This is a genomic window from Streptomyces sp. NPDC046759, assembly GCF_040645475.1.
Lineage (GTDB): Bacteria > Actinomycetota > Actinomycetes > Streptomycetales > Streptomycetaceae > Streptomyces.
Genome location: NZ_JBEYYJ010000003.1, coordinates 279,783 through 298,747, shown reverse-complemented (window position 1 = coordinate 298,747; position 18,965 = coordinate 279,783). Strand labels below are relative to the sequence as shown.

Here is an 18,965-nt window from a genome sequence, read left to right as displayed (position 1 = left end):
GACGACCTGGAGCCCCAGCATCTGACTCTTCGATCACCTATGAGGGTCTTGACGTCCAAGCCATTACATCTGATGATTTCGTCAGTAATGGGCGAATTGCTCGGATATGACCCATACCGCACTGTGTGCCGCTCACCGGGACATCCCTGTTCACCACCGCTGCACACAGGGTCGGCGGGCCACAGGCCGACGCTCCTACTTCCGCACCGATGGGATGGACCGCGAATGACCACCATTGACCACACCCTCCTCGCCGAGCCGGTGAGCCTTCCTGAGGTGCCCGATGCCGCGATAGCGGTGATCGACGCCGAGGGCATCGTCGTGGGGTGGACGCACGCCGCTCAGCAGCTCGTCGGTTATGCGGCCGGGGAGGTGGTGGGCCGGTCCGCCGCACACGTGCTGCCGCCTCCCGAGGACGCCCGGAAGGCGTTGGCGTTCGCCGAGCAGTGCCGTGCGCGGGGCGGCTGGTCCGGCACCGTCGCGATAGGCCACCGCGACGGCCACACGCTCAGGATGACGCTGCGGGTCTCGCTGCTACGGGGACAGGGCGACGAGACCCGGTGGCTGGCGTCCGTGACGGACATAGGTTCCCTGTCCTCGGGGGCGACCGGGGGACCGGTGCGGGAGTCGCTCCTTGCCCGAGCCCCGATCGGCATCGTCGTTTATGACGTGCAGCTGCGCTGTGTCTGGGTGAACGACGCCATGGAGCGGCACGACGGCGTGCCTCGTCACCGACGCTTCGGACGCGGTCCGAAAGACTCACTGCCCGCCGTCGAGGCCGAAGCGCTCAAGGTCGTGATGCGACAGGTGCTGGAGAGCGGCACGACGACGGTGCACGAGTACCGTGCGTGGCCGCCTGCGGACCGGCCCCGTGAGCATGCGTTCGCCGCCTCCTTCTTCTGTCTCCAGGGCGCGGACGGCACCCCGTTCGGCGTGTGCTCCATGACCGTGGACGTCACCGGAAACAAGCGGGCGCGCGAGCGCCTCGCCATCCTCAGCGAGGCCGGCACGCACATCGGCAGCACCCTCGACGTGATGCAGACCGCCCAGGAACTGGCGGAGCTCACCGTGCCCCTGCTGGCCGACCACGTCGTCGTCGACCTGGTGGAGTCGGTTCCGTTCGGACTCGAGCCCGCCGCACGGATCGGCACGACGAGCGGACGCCGCCCTGTGTTGCGCCGTGCCGGGGTGGCCTCCGTCGACCAGGGTGTCCTGGAGATGCCAGCGGTGCGTGAAGAGGTGATCCACGTCCCCGCGACCTCGTCGTTCGCCGCCGTCCTGCGCACGGGCAGATCTCACCTGGAACCGGTGCTGGACACTCATGCCGGCCCCTGGGTCGACCACGATCCGACGCGTGCGCAGAAGGTACGCGACAGCGGCGTCCACTCCTTGATGGTCGTACCCATCCGCGCCCGGCGCTGCGTGCTGGGACTGGCGCTGTTCGGCCGTTCCACGGAACAGACGCCGTTCCAGGAGGACGACCTGCTCCTCGCCGAGGAGCTGGTCACCAGGGCCGCGCTCTGTTTGGACAACGCGCTCCAGTACGCGCGCGAGCGCACCGCCGCTCTCACGCTGCAACGCGCTCTGCTCCCTCACCGGGTGCAGGGCGGTGCTGCCGTCGAGGTCGCCTCGCGCTATGTGCCCGCCGACATGGACCACGGTGTGGGTGGCGACTGGTTCGATGTGGTCGAGCTGTCCGGCGCACGGGTGGCCCTGGTCGTCGGCGATGTGGTGGGACACGGCATCAATGCCGCGGCGACCATGGGCAGGCTGCGCACCGCCGTGCGCACGCTCGCGGACCTCGACCTGCCCCCGGACGAACTGCTGTCGCACCTCGACGACACGGTCCGGCGACTGAACGACGAGGACGCCGACGACACCGACCGGGGTCCCCGGGTCGTCGGTGCCACCTGTCTGTACGCCGTCTACGACCCGGTCTCCCGACGGTGCACGCTGGCACGGGCCGGGCATCCGCCGCCCCTGGTCGTCGACGCACAGGGCAGGGTCACCATCCCCGACCTGCCGGCCGGAGCCCCGCTCGGTCTCGGTCTCGGCCTGGTGCCTTTCGAGTCCGTGGAACTGGAACTGCCCGAAGGAAGCGTGCTCGCCCTCTACTCCGACGGCCTGGTGGAGTCCCGCGGCGAGGACATCGACGTCGGCCTGCGGCGTCTGGGCGCCGCCCTGGCACAGCCCGGTGCCGCCCTGGAGGACCTGTGCTCACGGGCGATGGAGACCTTGTCGGCGCAGGCACCGGGCGACGACGTCACCTTGCTCCTTGCGCGGACGCGCGCCCTGCCACCCGCCCAGGTCGCGTCCTGGGATCTGCCGAACGAACTCGTCACCGTCCCCACGGCCCGGCGTCTGGCCGCCCGCCAACTCCGTGAATGGGGTCTGGAGCCGCTGGTGACGGCCATGGAGTCGCTCGTCAGCGAACTGGTCACCAATGCGATCCGCCACGGCGACGGCCCGATCCGCCTACGGCTCGTCCAGCACCGGGTGCTTACCTGCGAAGTCTCCGACACCAACACCGGTCAGCCACGCCCCCGCCATCCCGGCAATCTCGACGAGCACGGCCGCGGCCTTTACCTCGTCGGTCGGCTGTCGCGCAGGTGCGGTTCCCGCTCCGTAACAGACGGCAAGGTCGTCTGGGCCGAACAGGACCTGCCATCCCCAACAGGCGCCCACTGAGTTGCCGACAGCCTCCACAGGATCCCATCTCCCGTAGCCGCGGAACCTCGTAATGAAAGCCAGAGACATGCACACATCGGATGTTGAAAACGCCGACCCGGCAGGCGCCTTTCAGGGTGCGACGAGCGTCTCCGGCGCCGGCCGCGGCGGCCGGTCGCCCGCCTTCGACGGTCTGGCCGCGGCCGTGCTCGACGATCGGGGCACGGTGGTGGGGTGGACCGGCACAGCACAGGACCTGACCGGGTTCTGCGCCGACGAGGTCCACGGCCGCCCCGTGCAGGAGCTCGTGGCCGACCTCCCGCACGCCCCGCGCAGGGCCGCACAAGTGCCGGCGACCGGCCGGGTACGACTGCGTCACCAGTGCGGCAACACGATCGACGTCACATTCCGGACCACACGGCTGAGCGGCTCGGCGAACTTCCTCGTGCTCGCAGCCCCCACTCCTCACGTCGCCGACCACCGGCACGGCGCAGCCCTCCTGCGCGCACTGTCCGCACAGAACCGGATCACGATCGCCCTGCACGACACGGATCTCACCACCGTGCAGACGAACGCCACGCCGGACACTCCCGACGGCCGTCCCATACAGCCCGGCGCCCGACTGAGCGACGTGCTGTGCGCCGAAGACGCCGAGAGCATCGAGGCGGTACTGCGGCAGGTGCTCGAGACGGGCGTCCCGCTGATCCACAGGAACCAGCGAGTGAGCTGGCGACACCATCCGGCGCGGCGGCACGCGCTGTCGCTGTCCGCCTTCCGACTGGAGGACGCACGAGGACGCCCCGCAGGAGTCGCAGCCCTGTACACAGACAACACCGACCAATTGCGTGCCCGCCGACAACTGGATCTCGCCCACGCGGTCGCCGAGCGGGTGGGGTGCTCCCTGGACATCCTGCGGACCGCCCAGGATCTCGCGGACGTCCTTGTCCCCACCTTCGGTGATCTCGCAGCCGTCGAACTTGCGGACGCCGTCTTCGACGGCGACGAACCCGCAGAGCGGCTGGGTGGCGGAGATCCGCATCTGCGCAACGCTGCCCTGGCGCCGGTCACCGCGGACTGGCCGCCTGGCATCCGGCGCGGAAACCTCGTCCCGTCCCTGTCCGACCACCCCCTCCTGCGCCGCTTCCAGCACGGCGAGACGGTCGTCTACGGCCGGGACGACTACCTCGCCCTGATCGACGGCCCACATCCGGCCGGGCAATTCCTCCCGCACGACACCCACGCGGTGATGGTGGCACCGCTGCACGCCCGCGGCCTCACCCTCGGAGCGATCGTGGTCTGGCGAACCGGCCTCTCCGAACCGTTCACCGCGGACGAGGTGGATCTCATGAGGCAGATCGCCTCACGGGGAGCACTGGCCATCGACAACGCCCGCCGCTACACGCGCGAGCACAGAGCGGCCATGGCCCTGCAGCAAAGACTCCTTCCCCCGGCCACGACCGACACTCCGGCAGCCGAGACCGCCGGCGTCTACCTGCCCGCAAACCGTGGGGGCGGCACCAGCGGCGACTGGTACGACGCCATACCCCTGCCCGCTCTCCGGCTGGCCCTCGTCGCCGGAGACGTGATCGGCCGCGGCATACCCGCCAGTGCCACCATGGGCCGTCTGCGCGCTGCCATCCAGACCCTCGCCGACCTCGAACTGGAGCCGGACGAGTTGCTCACGCGTCTCGCTGACCTGATCCAGCGCCTCGCGGTGGAAGCACCCCCTGGCGACCACGACGTCATGGGCGCCACCTGTCTGTACGCGGTCTACGACCCGGTCACCCGGCGCTGCGCCATGGCCAGTGCCGGGCACCCGCCGCCCGTGCTCGTGCGGCCGAACGGGAGTGCCGAAGCCGTCGGCATACTCCCGGGGCCGCCCCTGGCCGTCTGCGGCATGCCGTACGAGACAACCACGATCGACCTCGAGCCGGGCAGCGTCCTCGTGCTTTACACCGACGGCCTGGTCCAGCAAGCCACACATGACGTCTGCGACGGGCTCCAGCGGCTGACCGATGCCCTCGCCACCTCCTGCCGCCCGGACCGCCCGCTGGAGGAGACCGGCAGGACCCTCCTCGACAGTCTGGTGGACGAAGCACCCCGTGACGACGCGACCCTGCTGCTGGCACGCACCCGCGCCGTACCGGCCGAGGACTCCGCTCACTGGCAGATACCTGCCGATCCGGCTGCTGTCTCGGACGCCCGGGGATGGGCGACCCGCCAACTCACCGCGTGGGGGCTGGACGACCTCCTCCTCCCCACCGAGCTCATCGTCAGTGAACTGGTCACCAACGCGATCCGCTACGGTCGTCCGCCGGCGGAGCTGCGACTGATCCGGCACCACGTTCTGGTCTGCGAGGTCACCGACTCCAACACCGCCCAGCCCCGTCTGCGCCGCGCTCGCACCACCGACGAGGGTGGACGCGGACTGTTCCTCGTCGCCCAACTCGCCGAGCGCTGGGGCTGCCGCCACGGCCAGAACCACAAGACCATCTGGTCCGAACAGCCGATCGCGCGCGCCCACTGATCACGCCCTGTGGCCGTCTTTTGCTCGTTCTGACGGAACGTGGGTGTGTTCCATGGGTCGAGGCGGTTCACGGTGGCTGCTGCCCAGCTGATCCATGCTTCGGCTTCGACACGATCGGGGACAACCCGGAACGCCTGGACAGTGAAGCGTCGTTTGCAGCGCTGTGCGGGGTCAGCCCCGTCGAGCGTTCCTCGGGCAGTCGGCAGTACCGTCGCCTCAACCGCGGCGGCGACCGGCAAGCCAACGCGGCCCTGCGCCGTATCGTGCAGACCTGCCTGCGCGTCGACCCGCGCAGCCAGGAGTACTACGAACGCCGCAGCAAGGAGGGGAAGACCCGGCGCGAGATAGTCCGCAGCCTCAAGCGCTACGCGGCCCGGGAGGTCTTCCACCTGGTCAGACCTGTGCAGTCGCAACCCTCGCCACAGGGGCAGTCGTCAGACGTGAGAGGGTCTGTGCCGTGAGTGAGACACCCCCGAACACCCTGCAATACCGCTTTGACGGGCCAGAAGACGCTCCGGTCCTGATCTTGGGTCCCTCACTGGGTACCACATGGCACATGTGGGACCGCCAGGTGCCGGAGCTGACCAAGCAGTGGCGGGTCCTGCGGTTCGACCTTCCCGGCCACGGCGGAGCCCCGGCTCACCCGGCCGGTTCCGTCGCCGAGCTGACCACCCGGCTGCTGGCCACGCTGGACTCGATCGGCGTTCAGCGGTTCGGCTACGCGGGCTGTGCGCTGGCCGGCGCGATCGGCATCGAGCTGGCCCTGCGCCACCCCGAGCGGCTCGCCTCGCTGGCCCTGGTGGCGGCCTCACCCCGGTTCGGGACCGCCGACGAGTTCCGGCAGCGCGGGGTGATCGTGCGTACGAACGGGCTGGACCCGATCGCGCGGACGTCGCCGGACCGCTGGTTCACCGGCTCCTTCTCCGCGGCGCAGCCGGCGATCACCGAGTGGGCGGTGCAGATGGTCCGCACCACCGACCCGGGCTGCTACATCGCCGCCTGCGAGGCGCTCGCCGCGTTCGACGTGCGGTTTGAGCTCGGCCGGGTCGGCGTGCCGACGCTCGTGCTCGTCGGTGCGGACGACCGGGTCACGGGACCGGCCGAGGCCCGCACCCTGGTCGCCGGCATCCCGGACGCCCGCCTCGCCGTCGTCCCCGGCTCCTCCCACCTGGTCCCGGTCGAGCAGCCGGCGGCCGTCACCGACCTGCTCGTCCATCACTTCTCCACCGCCTGGCAGCAGCCCTACGAGACCGGCCAGACGGTCCTGCCGGCGGCACCGTCGCTCCCGGTGCCGGCCATGCCGCCGCAGGTGGTGCCGGTCGCCGAGATAGCCCCGGCCGCCGCACCGGCCCAGCCGGCCGCGCGGCCCGACCGGTACGAGACCGGGCTGAAGATCCGCCGGGAGGTGCTCGGCGACGCGCACGTGGACCGGGAGCTCGCGGAGGCCGACGGTTTCTCCGGGGACTTCCAGGAGTTCCTCACCCGCTGCACCTGGGGCGAGATCTGGGACCGGCCGGGCCTGGACCGCCGCACCCGCAGCTGCGTCACGCTGACCGCGCTGGTCGCCGGTGGCCATCTGGAGGAGCTGGCCGTCCACACCCGCGCCGCGCTGCGCAACGGGCTCACCCCGGACGAGATCAGGGAGGTGCTGCTGCAGGCGGCCGTGTACTGCGGGATGCCGGCCGCCGACCGCGCGTTCCGGGTGGCCCGGCAGGTCGTCCAGGAGGAGACCACGCCCGCCGAGTGAGCCGCGCCGCGCCGCGCACGGAGGGCCGCCGTTTGGGCAGGATGGTGTGTCATGAAGCTCACCAAGAAGTCCCATGCCTGTGTCCGCCTCGACAAGGACGGCCAGACGCTCGTCATCGACCCCGGGGAGTTCAGCGAGGAGGACGCCGCGCTCGGCGCCGACGCCATCCTGATCACGCACGAGCACCCGGACCACTTCGACGAGTTCCGGCTCCGGGCCGCCATGGAGAACAACCCGGCGGCCCGGATCTGGACGCTGAGGTCGGTCGCCGAGCAGCTCGCGGCGGCCTTTCCGGGCCGGGTGCACACCGTCGGCCACGGCGACACCTTCACCGCGGCCGGCTTCGAGGTGCAGGTCCACGGCGAACTGCACGCGGTGATCCACCCGGACATCCCGCGGATCACCAACGTCGGCTATCTGGTCGACGGCGGCAGGGTCTTCCACCCCGGCGACGCCCTCACCGTGCCCGACCGTCCGGTGGAGACCCTGATGCTCCCGGTGATGGCCCCGTGGAACAAGATCTCCGAGGTCATCGACTACGTCCGCGAGGTGCGGCCGCAGCGTGCCTACGACGTCCACGACGCCCTCCTCACCGACCTCGCCCGGCCGATCTACGACCGGCAGATCGGCGCCCTGGGCGGCACGGACCACCAGCGGCTGACCCCGGGGGCCTCGGCCGAGGTGTGAGCCGGGACCGGTTGTCGGACCCTCCGGGTAGGTTGTGAGACATGCGCATCGCCACCTGGAACGTGAACTCGATCACCGCCCGTCTCCCGAGACTGCTGGCCTGGCTGGAGAGCAGCGGCACCGACGTGCTCTGCCTGCAGGAGGCGAAGGTCGCCGAGGAGCAGTTCCCGGCCGACCAGCTGCGCGAGCTGGGGTACGAGTCGGCGGTCCACGCGACCGGCCGGTGGAACGGCGTGGCGGTGCTCTCCCGCGTCGGCATCGAGGACGTCGTCAAGGGCCTGCCCGGCGACCCCGGCTTCGACGGCGTGACCGAGCCGCGCGCCCTCTCGGCGACCTGCGGCCCGGTCCGCGTCTGGTCCGTGTACGTCCCCAACGGCCGCGAGGTGGAGCACCCGCACTACGCGTACAAGCTCCAGTGGTTCGAGGCACTGAGGGCGGCCGTGCAGGGCGACGCACAGGGCAGCCGCCCCTTCGCCGTCATGGGGGACTACAACGTGGCGCCGACCGACGACGACGTCTTCGACCCCGCCGCCTTCGAGGGCTCCACCCACGTCACCCCCGCCGAGCGCGCCGCCCTCGCCTCCCTGCGCGAGGCCGGCCTGAACGACGTGGTGCCGCGCCCGCTGAAGTACGACCGCCCGTTCACGTACTGGGACTACCGCCAGCTCTGCTTCCCCAAGAACCGCGGCATGCGCATCGACCTGGTGTACGGCAACGCCCCGTTCGCCAAGGCGGTCAAGGACGCCTACGTGGACCGCGAGGAACGCAAGGGTAAGGGCGCCTCCGATCACGCTCCGGTGGTGGTCGACCTCGACGTCTGATGCCACGCTGGGTCCATGAACCTTCCGTTCCTGGGCCACCGGCACAAGAAGCACGGTGACGACGGGGGTGCCCCCGCGCGAGCTGAGGCGAGCGTGGGGGAGCCGCCTGCCGACCCCGAGGCGGTCGCCGCGCTGCTGTCCGAGTGCGAACTGCTCCGCTCGCAGGCGGCCCGGGCGGGCGTCCGCCTCGACGACACCCCGGCCTCCCTGGAGGCCCTGGACCAGCTCGTCCCGCGCTGGCGCGACGACGCCGAGTTCCTGCCCCGGCTGGGCAACGACGCAGGGCTGTACCTGGGCACGGTGGTGGTGCGCACCGTGCCCGGCGCCGGCTGGCTGATCCGCCCCGACGGGGAGCCCGTCGTACGGCTGGCCTCCGGCCGCGAGGTCGAGGTCGCGGGCGCCGGGCAGGACTGGGCCGCGAGCGGCGTCCCCGAGCTCTCCCAGATGTACGCGGAGATCGCCGAGACCTGAGCCCGCCCGGCCCCGCGACGACTCCGGCATCCGTGTCCCCGTCGAACCGGCCCTTCGGGCCTGCCTGTTCCGCGGTCCTCCGCTTCGGCTCGGCAGGCCCGGGGAGAAGTTCCTCCACGCCGGGAAACCCATCGCCCCCAACCTCGACTAGGATTTGCCGTTCATCCCTGTGGTGACGGTGACTCGCCGATCTCCATCAGGATGTGGAGGCTGCTCTCGGGGGGCGGCAGTTCAACGGGCCAGGCTCGTCCGGCGGCAGCCGGAGATCACTGCTCGCGCACGGGGACGGACACGTACGACGGGTCGTCCGAGGGCGAGGAGAAGGTCAGCTGCGCGCCGGACGGGTTGTGCTCGATGTACAGCGGGTCGACCGTGTCGACCACCAGCGCGAGGCGGTGTCCGGCGGGAACGTCGTAGGCCGTGGAGAACAGGTCCAGGTCGACGTCGAACGGTTCGCCGGGCGTCCGCCCGTGCCAGGTGTAGGGCGCGTTCGTCACCAACTTGCCGATGCCCAGCGGACCCACGTCGTACAGGTAGGCGACCAGGGTGCCGCTCTCGGCGGTCGGGGTGAGGGTGGTGTGCAGGGTGGCCGTGCCGCGCACCTGCTGGGTCGCGGCGTACCGCTCCGACTGCCACACGGCCGCCCAGCGGCGCGGCAGCAGCGGGACGAAGGCCATGGGAGGCAGCTGGGCGACCTGGTCCAGGATGCTGGACAGGAACACGATCCCGCCGTCGGCACCGGAGTCCACGTTGGCGTGGATGGTGGTGGAGTCGGCGAGTGCGATCTTCCGGCGTGTGGCGCCGACCGACTTCCAGTCCGGGTAGCCCTCGTATCCCCCCGCGCTACGGGACTTCAGCTGGACCGGCTGCTCACGGTCGATGCCGTTGTCGGCGCCCTTCAGATAGCGGTCGAGCCAGCGCTCGGTGTCCGTCCAGACGTCGTTGGGCAGCCCGAACAGCCCGGGCAGCTCGGCGGTCGCGTGGTCGCCGGGGCGCAGCTCCAGGCGCTTGGGAACGGTCAGCTTCTGGTAGAAGTCGGCGAACTGGTTCACCGGGAAGACCGTGTCGCCCCAGGCGTTGGCGAGCATGACGGCCGCGCCGTTCTTGTTCAACTGGTCGACATAAGTTGCGACGGAACGTTTCCTCCCCCAGTCGATCATCTCCTGCTCCTTCGACAGGTCCGAGGAGTACATGTTGTCGAAGATCTCGCGCAGTTCGGGGCTCTCGCGGCCGGTGAGGGTGGCCGATCCGTCCAGCACGCCCAGCGCCTGGACGTGCTGGGTGTGCCCCGAGTAGATCGAGTTCACCAGGTCGGTCCAGCCGCTGAGCGCGGCCACGGCCTTGATGCGCTTGTCGTGTGCGGCGGCGAGCAGGCTGATCCCGGCGCCGTACGACACCCCGGCCATGCCGATGTGCCCGGAATCGGCCGGGGTGTTGGCGAGGGCCCAGTCGATGACCTTGGAGGCGTCCGCTATGTCGGGCGGACCCGCCACTTCTATCTGGCCGCCGGACTGCCAGAAGCCGCGCACGTTGTAGGTGAGCACCACGTAGCCGGCGTCGGCGAGCTTCTGTGCCTGGGCGAGGTACTCCACCTGGGGCAGGCTCCAGCTCGTGGGCAGCACGATGAGCGGGTAGCTGCGCGAGCCGTCGGCGTCGGCGGGCGTGACGACGTTCGCCTTCAGTACGGTGCCGCCGTCGCCGGTGATGTCGACGAACCGCACGCCGGGGGTGCCGGCCTGGGCGGCGGGTGCCAGGCCGACGACGGAACCGGCGACCAGCGCCGCCGAGACGGTTCCGACGGCGGCGTGGCGCAACGCGGTGCGACCGTGTCCCATGGGTCACTCCTTCACTCGTCTCAGTGCAAAGTGACCCGACGGTAACCGGAGACCCTTACCGTAAGTAACCCGTCGGTAAGTTACGTACCAGTAAAGATTGTTGAACCGCTAAGCGGCCGTGTCGGCGGAGGCCGTCTCGGGCAGGGGGGTCCGCGCCGCCCGTGTGACGTCCGCCACCAACTCGACCACATCCGGGCCGTACGCCTGGGAGTTGACCACCTTCAGCAGCAGCACGAAGGAACCGGTGCCGTACTTTCGGTGCAGCCGTTCGTGGTGGCGGGCGAGATGGCGGGTGGCAGCCTGGTTGGTGATCGCGCTCTGTCCGCAGAACAGGAACACCGGGCGGGCCTGGCCGCTCGCGGTGACCCGCGCGAGCAGTACGTACTCGGCGACGCCGCGCTCCATGCGGTAGTGCTCGCCGCCGATGCGGAACGCGCCGCGCTCCGGCCCCGGTTCCGCATCGGTGTCGACCAACAGGCCCGGCAGCATCGCCGACATGTGGGCCGCCATGCGCCGGTTGGAGGCGGGGCCGCCCACGCAGAACTCGGTCCGCTCCCCGAAGCCCTGCTGCACCGTGTCCTGGGTGACCACCTGGGTTTTCGCACCGCACTCCTTGATGAGCGCGGACAACTCCAGCAGCGCGAAGACGTCGAAGCGGTGCACCGCCGGTTCGGTGGCGGCCGGGTCGCGGTTGACGACGAGCAACGACTCCGAGTTCTCCGGCAACCCGAAGAACGCCTGCTTGCGCCGCAGCCTGCGGCGCCACAGATACGTACGGGCGAGCCAGCCGAGCGAGGCGGACATGCCGGTCGCCACCAGGCCCAGCACGATGTTGCGCACGTCGTCGTTCATGGCCGCGCATGGTAGCGGGCCCAGGGAACGGGTACGTACCGGTGTTCGGGCTGTGACGGTCGTGTGGCGGGTGACCGAGGCGTACTGTCGGTACTACGGCAATCTGGTTACGCTGCGCGGACTTGTCCCAACGGGAGGTTCGGATGGGTCGTCCTGGCACGCGGAAGCTGGCGGTTCTGACGGTCTCGGCCGCGCTGGTGTCGGTGGGAGCGGCGGCGCCGCCCGCCGCGACAGCGAGCGGGACTTCGGCGAAGGTCCCGGTGGCCGTCGGTTACGGCGGCGCGGTCGCCAGTGTCGACGCGGACGCCTCCGCCGCCGGCATCGAAGTCCTCAGACACGGCGGCAACGCGGTCGACGCGGCCGTCGCCACCGCCGCCGCGCTCGGCGTCACCGAGCCCTACTCGGCCGGCATCGGTGGCGGCGGCTACTTCGTCTACTACGACGCCAAGTCACGCACCGTGCACACCATCGACGGCCGCGAGACGGCACCGCTCAGCGCGGGCCCCGACCTGTTCCTGGAGAAGGGCAAGCCCCTGTCCTTCACCGACGCCGTCAGCAGCGGCCTGGGCGTCGGCACTCCCGGCACGCCCGCCACCTGGCAGACCGCGCTGCACGAGTGGGGCAGCGAACGGCTCGGCACCGTCCTGAAGCCGGCCGAGCGGGTCGCCCGTGACGGCTTCACCGTGGACGACACCTTCCGCTCGCAGACCGCGTCCAACGAGACCCGGTTCCGCTACTTCCCGGACACCGCCAAGTTGTTCCTGCCGAACGGACAGCTGCCCGTCGTCGGTTCCAAGCTCAAGAACCCCGAACTGGCCCGCACCTACGAGGAGCTGGGCCGCAGCGGCGTCGACGCCGTCTACCGCGGCGACATCGGCGACGACATCGTCAAGACGGTCGAGCACCCGCCCGTGGACCCGGCCTCCGGCTGGAACGCCCGTCCCGGAAAACTGGCCGAGAAGGACCTCGCCGTCTACGGTGCCAAGCTCCAGGCGCCCACCAGGACGTCGTACCGCGGCCTGAACGTGTACTCCATCGCGCCCTCCTCCTCCGGCGGCACCACGGTCGGCGAAGCCCTGAACATCCTGGAGAACACCGACCTTTCGAAGGCGAGCGAGACGCAGTACCTGCACCACTTCATCGAGGCGAGCCGGATCGCCTTCGCCGACCGCGGGCGCTGGGTCGGCGACCCCGCCTTCGAGGACGTGCCGACGAAACAGCTGCTGTCGCAGCGGTACGCCGACTCACGGGCCTGCCTGATCAAGGACGATGCGGTCCTCACCAGCCCGCTCGCCCCCGGCGACCCGCGCCACCCGAAGGCCTGCGCCAAGGGCGGCACGGCGGCCCCGACCACCTACGAGGGCCAGAACACCACGCATCTGACCGTGGCCGACAAGTGGGGCAACGTCGTCTCCTACACGCTCACCATCGAGCAGACCGGCGGCAGTGCCATGACCGTCCCCGGCCGGGGCTTCCTGCTCAACAACGAGCTGACCGACTTCTCCTTCGCCCCGGCCGACCCGGCCGTGCACGACCCGAACCTGCCGGGTCCGGGCAAGCGGCCGCGCTCGTCGATCTCCCCGACGATCGTCCTCGACCGGCACAACAGGCCGGTCGTGGCACTGGGTTCGCCCGGCGGCGCGACCATCATCACCACCGTGCTGCAGACCCTCACCGAGTTCCTCGACCGGCACCTGCCACTGGTCGACGCGATCGCCGCACCCCGCGCCAGCCAGCGCAACGCGGCCAAGACGGAGCTCGAACCCGCCCTCTACAACAACGACCTGAGGAGCCAGCTGGAGCGCATCGGACACTCCTTCTCGCTCAACCCCGAGATCGGTGCGGCGACCGGTGTGCAACGGCTCCCGGACGGGAAGTGGCTGGCCGCCGCCGAGAAGGTGCGGCGCGGGGGCGGCTCGGCGATGGTCGTGGACCCCGCGCCGTAGACCAACGCCGTAGACCTCACAACGGCATGGACCTCAACGGCACATGCCTCATCACTGCGGCGCCGGCGGCTGGTCTTCCTGCGTACGGAAGTCCAGCCGTCCGTCCTTGGCGTCCACCGTCACCCGGCTGCCCTCGGAGATCGTGCCGTTCAGCAGCAGCCGGGACAGCTGGTTGTCCACCTCGCGCTGAATGGTGCGGCGCAGCGGCCGGGCGCCGTACTCCGGCTGGTAGCCGCGCTCGGCGATCCAGTCGACGGCCGCGTCCGTGAACGTGACCGAGACGCCCTGCCCGTCCAGCAGCCGTCGGGTGCCCTCCAGCAACAGCTGGGTGATCCGGCGCAGTTGCTCGCTGGTGAGCTGCCGGAAGACCACGATCTCGTCGATGCGGTTGAGGAACTCCGGCCGGAAGTGCTCGCGCAGCGGCCGCAGGATCTGCTCGCGCCGCGCCTCCTCGTCCGCGTCCGCGCCGCCCGGCCCGAACCCGATCCCCGCACCGCGCCGGGTGATCGCCTCCGAGCCCAGGTTGCTCGTCATCACGATGACCGTGTTGGTGAAGTCCACCGTCCGGCCCTGGGAGTCGGTCAGCCGGCCGTCGTCCAGCACCTGCAGCAGGATGTTGAAGACGTCCGGGTGGGCCTTCTCCACCTCGTCGAGCAGAAGCAGCGAGTACGGGTGCCGGCGCACCACCTCGGTGAGCTGGCCGGCCTCCTCGTGGCCGACGTAACCGGGCGGGGCGCCCACCAGGCGGGAGACGGTGTGCCGCTCCTGGTACTCGCTCATGTCGAGCCGGACCATGCGGTCCTCGCTGCCGAACAGGGCCTCGGCGAGCGCCCGGGCCAGCTCCGTCTTGCCGACGCCGGTCGGGCCGAGGAACAGGAAGCTGCCGATCGGCCGGTTCGGGCTGGCGAGTCCCGCGCGGGAGCGCAGGACGGCCTCCGCGACCACGGCGACGGCCTCCTCCTGGCCGACGACCCGCTGGTGCAGGTGTTCCTCCAGGCCGAGCAGCCGTTCCTTCTCCTCCTGGGTGAGCCGGCTGACCGGGACGCCGGTCTGCCGCGACACCACCTCGGCGATGGCCTCCGCCGTCACCTCCAGGTCCAGGCCCTCGTCGGCCTTGTCGTCGCCGCTCTCCTGGGCGATCCGCTGCTTCAGCTCGCCGATCCGGTCGCGCAGTTCCTTGGCCTTGTCGTAGTCCTCGTCCGCGACCGCCTGGTCCTTGTCCCGGACCAGCTGCTCGACCTCGCGTTCCATCGTGCGCACGTCCGTGCCCTTGGTCCGCGCGCCGAGCCGCACCCGGGCGCCCGCCTGGTCGATCAGGTCGATGGCCTTGTCCGGCAGCCGCCGGTCGGTGAGATACCGGTCGGACAGCTCCACGGCGGCGACCAGCGCCTCGTCGGTGTAACGGACCTGGTGGTGGGCCTCGTACCGGTCGCGCAGACCACGCAGGATCTCGATGGCGTCCTCGACCGTCGGCTCGGGCACCAGGATCGGCTGGAACCTGCGGGCCAGCGCCGCGTCCTTCTCGATCCGCCGGTACTCCTCCAGTGTGGTCGCGCCGACGACGTGCAGCTCACCGCGGGCCAGGGCGGGCTTGAGGATGTTGCCCGCGTCCATCGCTCCGCCCTCGCCGCCGGTGCCCGCGCCCACGACGGTGTGCAGCTCGTCGATGAACACGATCAGCTTGTCCGAGTGGGCGCGGATCTCCTCCACGATGTTGTTCAGGCGCTCCTCGAAGTCACCCCGGTAGCGGGTGCCGGCGACCACGCCGGTCAGGTCCAGGGCCACGACGCGCCGCTCCGCCAGCACGTCCGGGACGTCCCCGTCGATGATCCGCTGGGCCAGGCCTTCGACGATGGCCGTCTTGCCGACGCCCGCGTCACCGATCAGCACCGGGTTGTTCTTGCCGCGCCGGGACAGCACCTCGATGGTCTGCTCGATCTCGGTGTCCCGGCCGATCACCGGGTCGATCCGGCCCTGCCGGGCCAGGTCGGTCAGATCGCGGCCGTACTTGTCCAGCGTGGGCGTGCCGGTGGCGCGCGGCCGTTCCACGCGGACCTGGGTGCCCTCCGGGGCCTCGGGCGGCAGGGAGCCGGCCGAGAACCTCGCCGCGTGCAGGATGTGCCCGGCCGCGGAGTCCGGGTTGGCGGCCAGCGCGCTCAGCACGTGCTCCGGGCCGATGTATCCGGTGCCGCTCGCCCGCGCCATGTCGTGCGCGTCCAGCAGGGCGCGCTTGACGGCCGGGGTGAGCGACAGCGCGGTCGGCGGCGGGCCCTCACCGGGCTGGTGCTGGACCGGGCCGGCCCGGTCGTCGATCTCCGAGGCGAGCGAGTCCGGGTCGGCGCCCGCCCGGCTCAGCAGACTCCGGGTGGGCTCGGCCGCCACGGCGGCACGCAGCAGGTGCTGGGTGTCCAGGTCCCGGCTGCCGTGCTCGGCGGCGTACAGGGCGGCTCCTCTGACCAGCTCACGGGCCGGCTGACTGAGCAGACGGCCGATGTCGATGTGCCGTGGCGCCCCGGGGGCTCCGCCGGATCCGCCGAAGAAGCGGCCCAGGAACTCACCGAAGGGGTCAGGAGGGTAGCCGTTGGTCATGGCGATGCGCTTCCTTCGCTGACGACTGGCTCCGCCGGGTAACCGGGTGAGGGCTGTTCATGCCCACGATGACACGAACTGGTGGGGCGGGCACGTTCGCCGGACCGGTGGCCCGCGCACCCGGGCCGGCTGTGCCTAGCGCCTCTCGGTGAGAACCCGCGGACCGGCGTCGGTGATCGCGACCGTGTGCTCGACGTGGGCCGCGCGGGAGCCGTCGGAGGTGCGCAGGGTCCAGCCGTCGCCCGCCGCGTGGTAGGCGTCCTTGCCACTCGCGATCAGCATCGGCTCGATGGCCAGGACCATGCCCGGACGCAGCGGAAGCCCCCGGCCGGGGCGCCCCTCGTTGGGCACGTCGGGGTCCTCGTGCATCCGGCGGCCCACGCCGTGGCCGCCGAAGCCCTGCGGGATGCCGTAGCCGGCCGCACGGCAGACCCGGCCGACGGCGTGGGCGATGTCCCCGATGCGGTTGCCGACGACGGCCGCCTCGATGCCCGCCGCCAGGGCCCGCTCGGCCGTCTCGATCAGGCGTACGTCCGCCGGGCGCGGCCGGCCCACCGTGAAGCTGAGCGCCGAGTCGCCGACCCAGCCGTCCAGGACGGCGCCGCAGTCGACGGAGACCAGATCGCCGTCGCGCAGCCGGTACCGGGTGGGGATGCCGTGCACGATCGCGTCGTTCACGGAGACGCAGATGACCGCGGGGAAGGGAGTCGGGGCGAAGGAGGGGCGGTAGCCGAGGAACGGCGAGGACGCTCCCGCCTCGCGCAGCACCTCCCGCGCCACCTCGTCCAGCTCCAGCAGCGGGACGCCGACGTCCGCGGCCTGTCGTACGGCCGTCAGGGCCCGCCCGACGGTCTGGCCCGCCGCGTGCATCGCGTCGATCGATGTGTCCGTCTTCAGTTCGACCACGCCAATTACTATACCGGTATTTTAATAGGGGTGCCGCGTGGGGGCCGGTATTAGAATGGGTGCATGGTGCGCACCCCTCTGACCCCTGAAGAGCGCGAACGCGGCGAGCGGCTCGGGCAGTTGCTGCGCGTGGCGCGCGGAGGCCGGAGCATGACCGAGGTCGCCGCCGAGGCGGGCGTGTCCGCCGAGACGCTCCGCAAGATCGAGACGGGCCGGGCGCCGACGCCCGCGTTCTTCACCGTGGCCGCGCTGGCCGGGGTCCTCGGGCTGTCGATGGACGAGCTGGTCGCGCGGTGCGCGCTCGCGCCCGTGTGAGGAACCGGATCCGCGCAGTGGGCGGGGCGGTGCGATGAGCCGTCCGCGCTCTGCCGGAAAACTCTCCGTAGCAGCGCCGTAACACGACTGGTGTTGCCTACCGACCGAAAGTGCCGGCGGCCGGGCGGGAGCTGAGCGATGGCGGGGGATCGACTTCCCTACGGAGTACGGGAGTTCGCGAGCTACCTGGACGGCCTGCTCGCGCGTCTGGACCAGGGCGGGGGCTGGAGCGGGGTCTTCTGGCGCCGCGACCCCGACGGCATGCGGGCCTGCCTGGACGGACACGAGGTGCCGCCGTGGGACGTCGTCGAGGCGCTGCTGGAGGACCTCGCCGCGGCGTACGGCCCCGCCGCCGCCGACGCCGAGCGGGAACGGGCGCGCGCCCTGCACCGCGCCGCGCTCACGGCGTACGACGCCCGGCCCGGCGCGCGGGACGCCCTGGCCGACCGCCTCGACGTCATGCTCCGCGAACAGCGCCACGCCGCCGAACGCCAGGCCGAGCTGACCCGCCTGCTGTCCACGCCGGCCATCGAGGAGAACACCGCCGCCCTCCGCCTCGACCTCGCCTGGTCCCGTGACGACCACGAACGCGCCACCGCCCGCTGCGCGGAACTCCTGTCCCGCCTCGCCGAGTTGGACCGCCGGGGCGCCCCTGCCCCGGTGTGGGGCGACGACGGCTCGCGGAGCGTGGGGGAGGGGCCGGGGCGGGCGGGCGCCGGGGTGCCACCGCGCGTGCAGGACGACGACCGCGACGACGTCCGGCGCCCGCCCGGGTCGGCCGGCGGGCGTGCCGCGCACGGCGACCCCGCCGGACGGCCGACGGCCGGCCCGGAGCGTCGGCGTGCCGGATGGGGCCGTGACGGCGGCCACCTTGTCACGGCTGCCACCCCGTCACCGTCCCGGTCCCCGGAGGCCACCGCCCATGCCTACGGGGCCGCCGGGGACGCGCCCGGCGCCGCGCGCGCCCAAGCCGTGGACACCGGCGCCCCCGCCCGGGTCCCGCACGCCGCACCCGGACCGGCCTCGCATGCCGCGCCGCCCCACTCCACCCCGCCGGCCCCCGACACCGTCACGCCGACCCGAGGGGACACTCCACCCGCGCCCCCTGACCGGGCCCCGGCACCGCCGCACCCGTCGTCCTCGGCGGCGCCGACTCCGCCGGCCTTTGGCCAGGGGGCAGCGGTCCGAGAGGACCCCCGGCCCGCGCCCCCCGCCCGGGGTGCCGTACCGCCGCACCCGTCGTCCTGGACGGCGCCGGCTACGCCGTCCCCCGGGCAGGTCGTAGCGGCCCCGGAGGGCTCCCGGCCCTCGCCCCCCGCCCCGGACGTCGCAGCGCCGCATCCGCCCCCTGCCGTGGCCGGCTCCGAGGGCACGCCTCCCGGCGCTCCCGCCAAGTCCCGCAAGCGGCGGCGCGGTGGTGCGCGGTTCGCCGGGATGAGCGAGGATGCCGCGCCTCCTGCCGTCGTACCGCAGGATGCCCTGCAGGCCGCCCTGCCCGGGCGTCGTAGCGGTGGTGCGCGGTTCGCCGGGATGAGCGAGGATGCCGCGCCTCCTGCCGTCGTACCGCAGGATGCCCTGCAGGCCGCCCTGCCCGGGCGTCGT

The 18,965-nt window shown here is 71.7% G+C and carries 13 protein-coding genes and 1 pseudogene; 10 read left to right on the top strand and 4 right to left on the bottom strand.

All coding sequences use genetic code 11. From position 1 onward, the window contains the following. The first annotated feature begins 225 nt into the window (after positions 1-225). From ABZ919_RS06100 to ABZ919_RS06070, 7 genes and pseudogenes are all read left to right on the top strand, one after another. A complete protein-coding gene (locus ABZ919_RS06100; RefSeq protein WP_361243295.1) occupies positions 226-2,688 on the top strand; it encodes a SpoIIE family protein phosphatase in 2,463 nt (820 codons plus the stop codon). Between the two features lie 67 nt (positions 2,689-2,755). Continuing rightward, the gene (locus ABZ919_RS06095) at positions 2,756-5,194 is read left to right on the top strand and encodes a SpoIIE family protein phosphatase (protein ID WP_361243294.1); all 2,439 of its coding nucleotides are present in this window, start codon (positions 2,756-2,758) and stop codon (positions 5,192-5,194) included. Positions 5,195-5,304: 110 nt separating this feature from the next. Next, a pseudogene (locus tag ABZ919_RS06090) lies at positions 5,305-5,655 on the top strand (IS110 family transposase); the annotation flags it as partial. Beyond that, positions 5,652-6,941 carry an alpha/beta fold hydrolase gene (locus tag ABZ919_RS06085; RefSeq protein ID WP_361243292.1) on the top strand — a complete coding sequence of 430 codons (1,290 nt, stop codon included), beginning with the start codon at positions 5,652-5,654 and terminating at the stop codon, positions 6,939-6,941. The pseudogene ABZ919_RS06090 and the gene ABZ919_RS06085, both read left to right, overlap by 4 nt. A 51-nt stretch (positions 6,942-6,992) precedes the next feature. Next, positions 6,993-7,628, top strand: coding sequence for an MBL fold metallo-hydrolase (locus ABZ919_RS06080; RefSeq protein WP_361243291.1), 636 nt, complete (start codon positions 6,993-6,995; stop codon positions 7,626-7,628). Between the two features lie 41 nt (positions 7,629-7,669). After that, positions 7,670-8,449, top strand: coding sequence for an exodeoxyribonuclease III (locus tag ABZ919_RS06075; RefSeq protein WP_361243289.1), 780 nt, complete (start codon positions 7,670-7,672; stop codon positions 8,447-8,449). Positions 8,450-8,464: 15 nt separating this feature from the next. Beyond that, positions 8,465-8,920 carry a DUF6278 family protein gene (locus ABZ919_RS06070; RefSeq protein WP_361243287.1) on the top strand — a complete coding sequence of 152 codons (456 nt, stop codon included), beginning with the start codon at positions 8,465-8,467 and terminating at the stop codon, positions 8,918-8,920. 266 nt (positions 8,921-9,186) lie between these two features. Here the strand turns inward: ABZ919_RS06070 and ABZ919_RS06065 are convergent, their stop codons facing one another. Together ABZ919_RS06065 and ABZ919_RS06060 are read right to left on the bottom strand one after the other, a co-directional pair. Beyond that, complete coding sequence (locus ABZ919_RS06065; RefSeq protein ID WP_361243285.1) at positions 9,187-10,755, bottom strand: alpha/beta fold hydrolase; 1,569 nt, start codon at positions 10,753-10,755, stop codon at positions 9,187-9,189. 108 nt (positions 10,756-10,863) lie between these two features. Next, positions 10,864-11,607 (bottom strand): hypothetical protein, encoded by a 744-nt coding sequence (locus ABZ919_RS06060; protein WP_361243283.1) that lies wholly within the window; start codon positions 11,605-11,607, stop codon positions 10,864-10,866. A 143-nt stretch (positions 11,608-11,750) separates the two neighbouring features. Between ABZ919_RS06060 and ggt the strand changes: the two genes are divergently transcribed. Next, a complete protein-coding gene (ggt, locus tag ABZ919_RS06055) occupies positions 11,751-13,553 on the top strand; it encodes a gamma-glutamyltransferase (RefSeq protein WP_361243282.1) in 1,803 nt (600 codons plus the stop codon). A 51-nt stretch (positions 13,554-13,604) separates the two neighbouring features. On the opposite strand, the gene ABZ919_RS06050 is transcribed toward ggt, so the two are convergent. Next, positions 13,605-16,142 carry an ATP-dependent Clp protease ATP-binding subunit gene (locus ABZ919_RS06050; RefSeq protein ID WP_361243280.1) on the bottom strand — a complete coding sequence of 846 codons (2,538 nt, stop codon included), beginning with the start codon at positions 16,140-16,142 and terminating at the stop codon, positions 13,605-13,607. A 135-nt stretch (positions 16,143-16,277) separates the two neighbouring features. Beyond that, positions 16,278-17,048 (bottom strand): type I methionyl aminopeptidase, encoded by a 771-nt coding sequence (gene map, locus ABZ919_RS06045; protein WP_361243278.1) that lies wholly within the window; start codon positions 17,046-17,048, stop codon positions 16,278-16,280. Between the two features lie 63 nt (positions 17,049-17,111). Between map and ABZ919_RS06040 the strand changes: the two genes are divergently transcribed. Together ABZ919_RS06040 and ABZ919_RS06035 are read left to right on the top strand one after the other, a co-directional pair. Continuing rightward, positions 17,112-17,363, top strand: coding sequence for a helix-turn-helix transcriptional regulator (locus tag ABZ919_RS06040; protein WP_361243277.1), 252 nt, complete (start codon positions 17,112-17,114; stop codon positions 17,361-17,363). 138 nt (positions 17,364-17,501) lie between these two features. Continuing rightward, positions 17,502-18,965, top strand: a 1,464-nt coding sequence (locus tag ABZ919_RS06035) for a hypothetical protein (RefSeq protein ID WP_361243275.1), incomplete at its 3' end; no start/stop codon positions are given.

Excerpts from the sequence above, each read along its gene's own strand:
- ABZ919_RS06100 (WP_361243295.1), top strand. The coding sequence starts at position 226 with ATGACCACCATTGACCACACCCTCCTCGCCGAGCCGGTGAGCCTTCCT.
- ABZ919_RS06095 (WP_361243294.1), top strand. The coding sequence starts at position 2,756 with ATGCACACATCGGATGTTGAAAACGCCGACCCGGCAGGCGCCTTTCAG.
- ABZ919_RS06080 (WP_361243291.1), top strand. The coding sequence starts at position 6,993 with ATGAAGCTCACCAAGAAGTCCCATGCCTGTGTCCGCCTCGACAAGGAC.
- ABZ919_RS06075 (WP_361243289.1), top strand. The coding sequence starts at position 7,670 with ATGCGCATCGCCACCTGGAACGTGAACTCGATCACCGCCCGTCTCCCG.
- ABZ919_RS06070 (WP_361243287.1), top strand. The coding sequence starts at position 8,465 with ATGAACCTTCCGTTCCTGGGCCACCGGCACAAGAAGCACGGTGACGAC.
- ABZ919_RS06065 (WP_361243285.1), bottom strand. The coding sequence starts at position 10,755 with ATGGGACACGGTCGCACCGCGTTGCGCCACGCCGCCGTCGGAACCGTC.
- ABZ919_RS06060 (WP_361243283.1), bottom strand. The coding sequence starts at position 11,607 with ATGAACGACGACGTGCGCAACATCGTGCTGGGCCTGGTGGCGACCGGC.
- ggt (WP_361243282.1), top strand. The coding sequence starts at position 11,751 with ATGGGTCGTCCTGGCACGCGGAAGCTGGCGGTTCTGACGGTCTCGGCC.
- ABZ919_RS06050 (WP_361243280.1), bottom strand. The coding sequence starts at position 16,142 with ATGACCAACGGCTACCCTCCTGACCCCTTCGGTGAGTTCCTGGGCCGC.
- ABZ919_RS06040 (WP_361243277.1), top strand. The coding sequence starts at position 17,112 with ATGGTGCGCACCCCTCTGACCCCTGAAGAGCGCGAACGCGGCGAGCGG.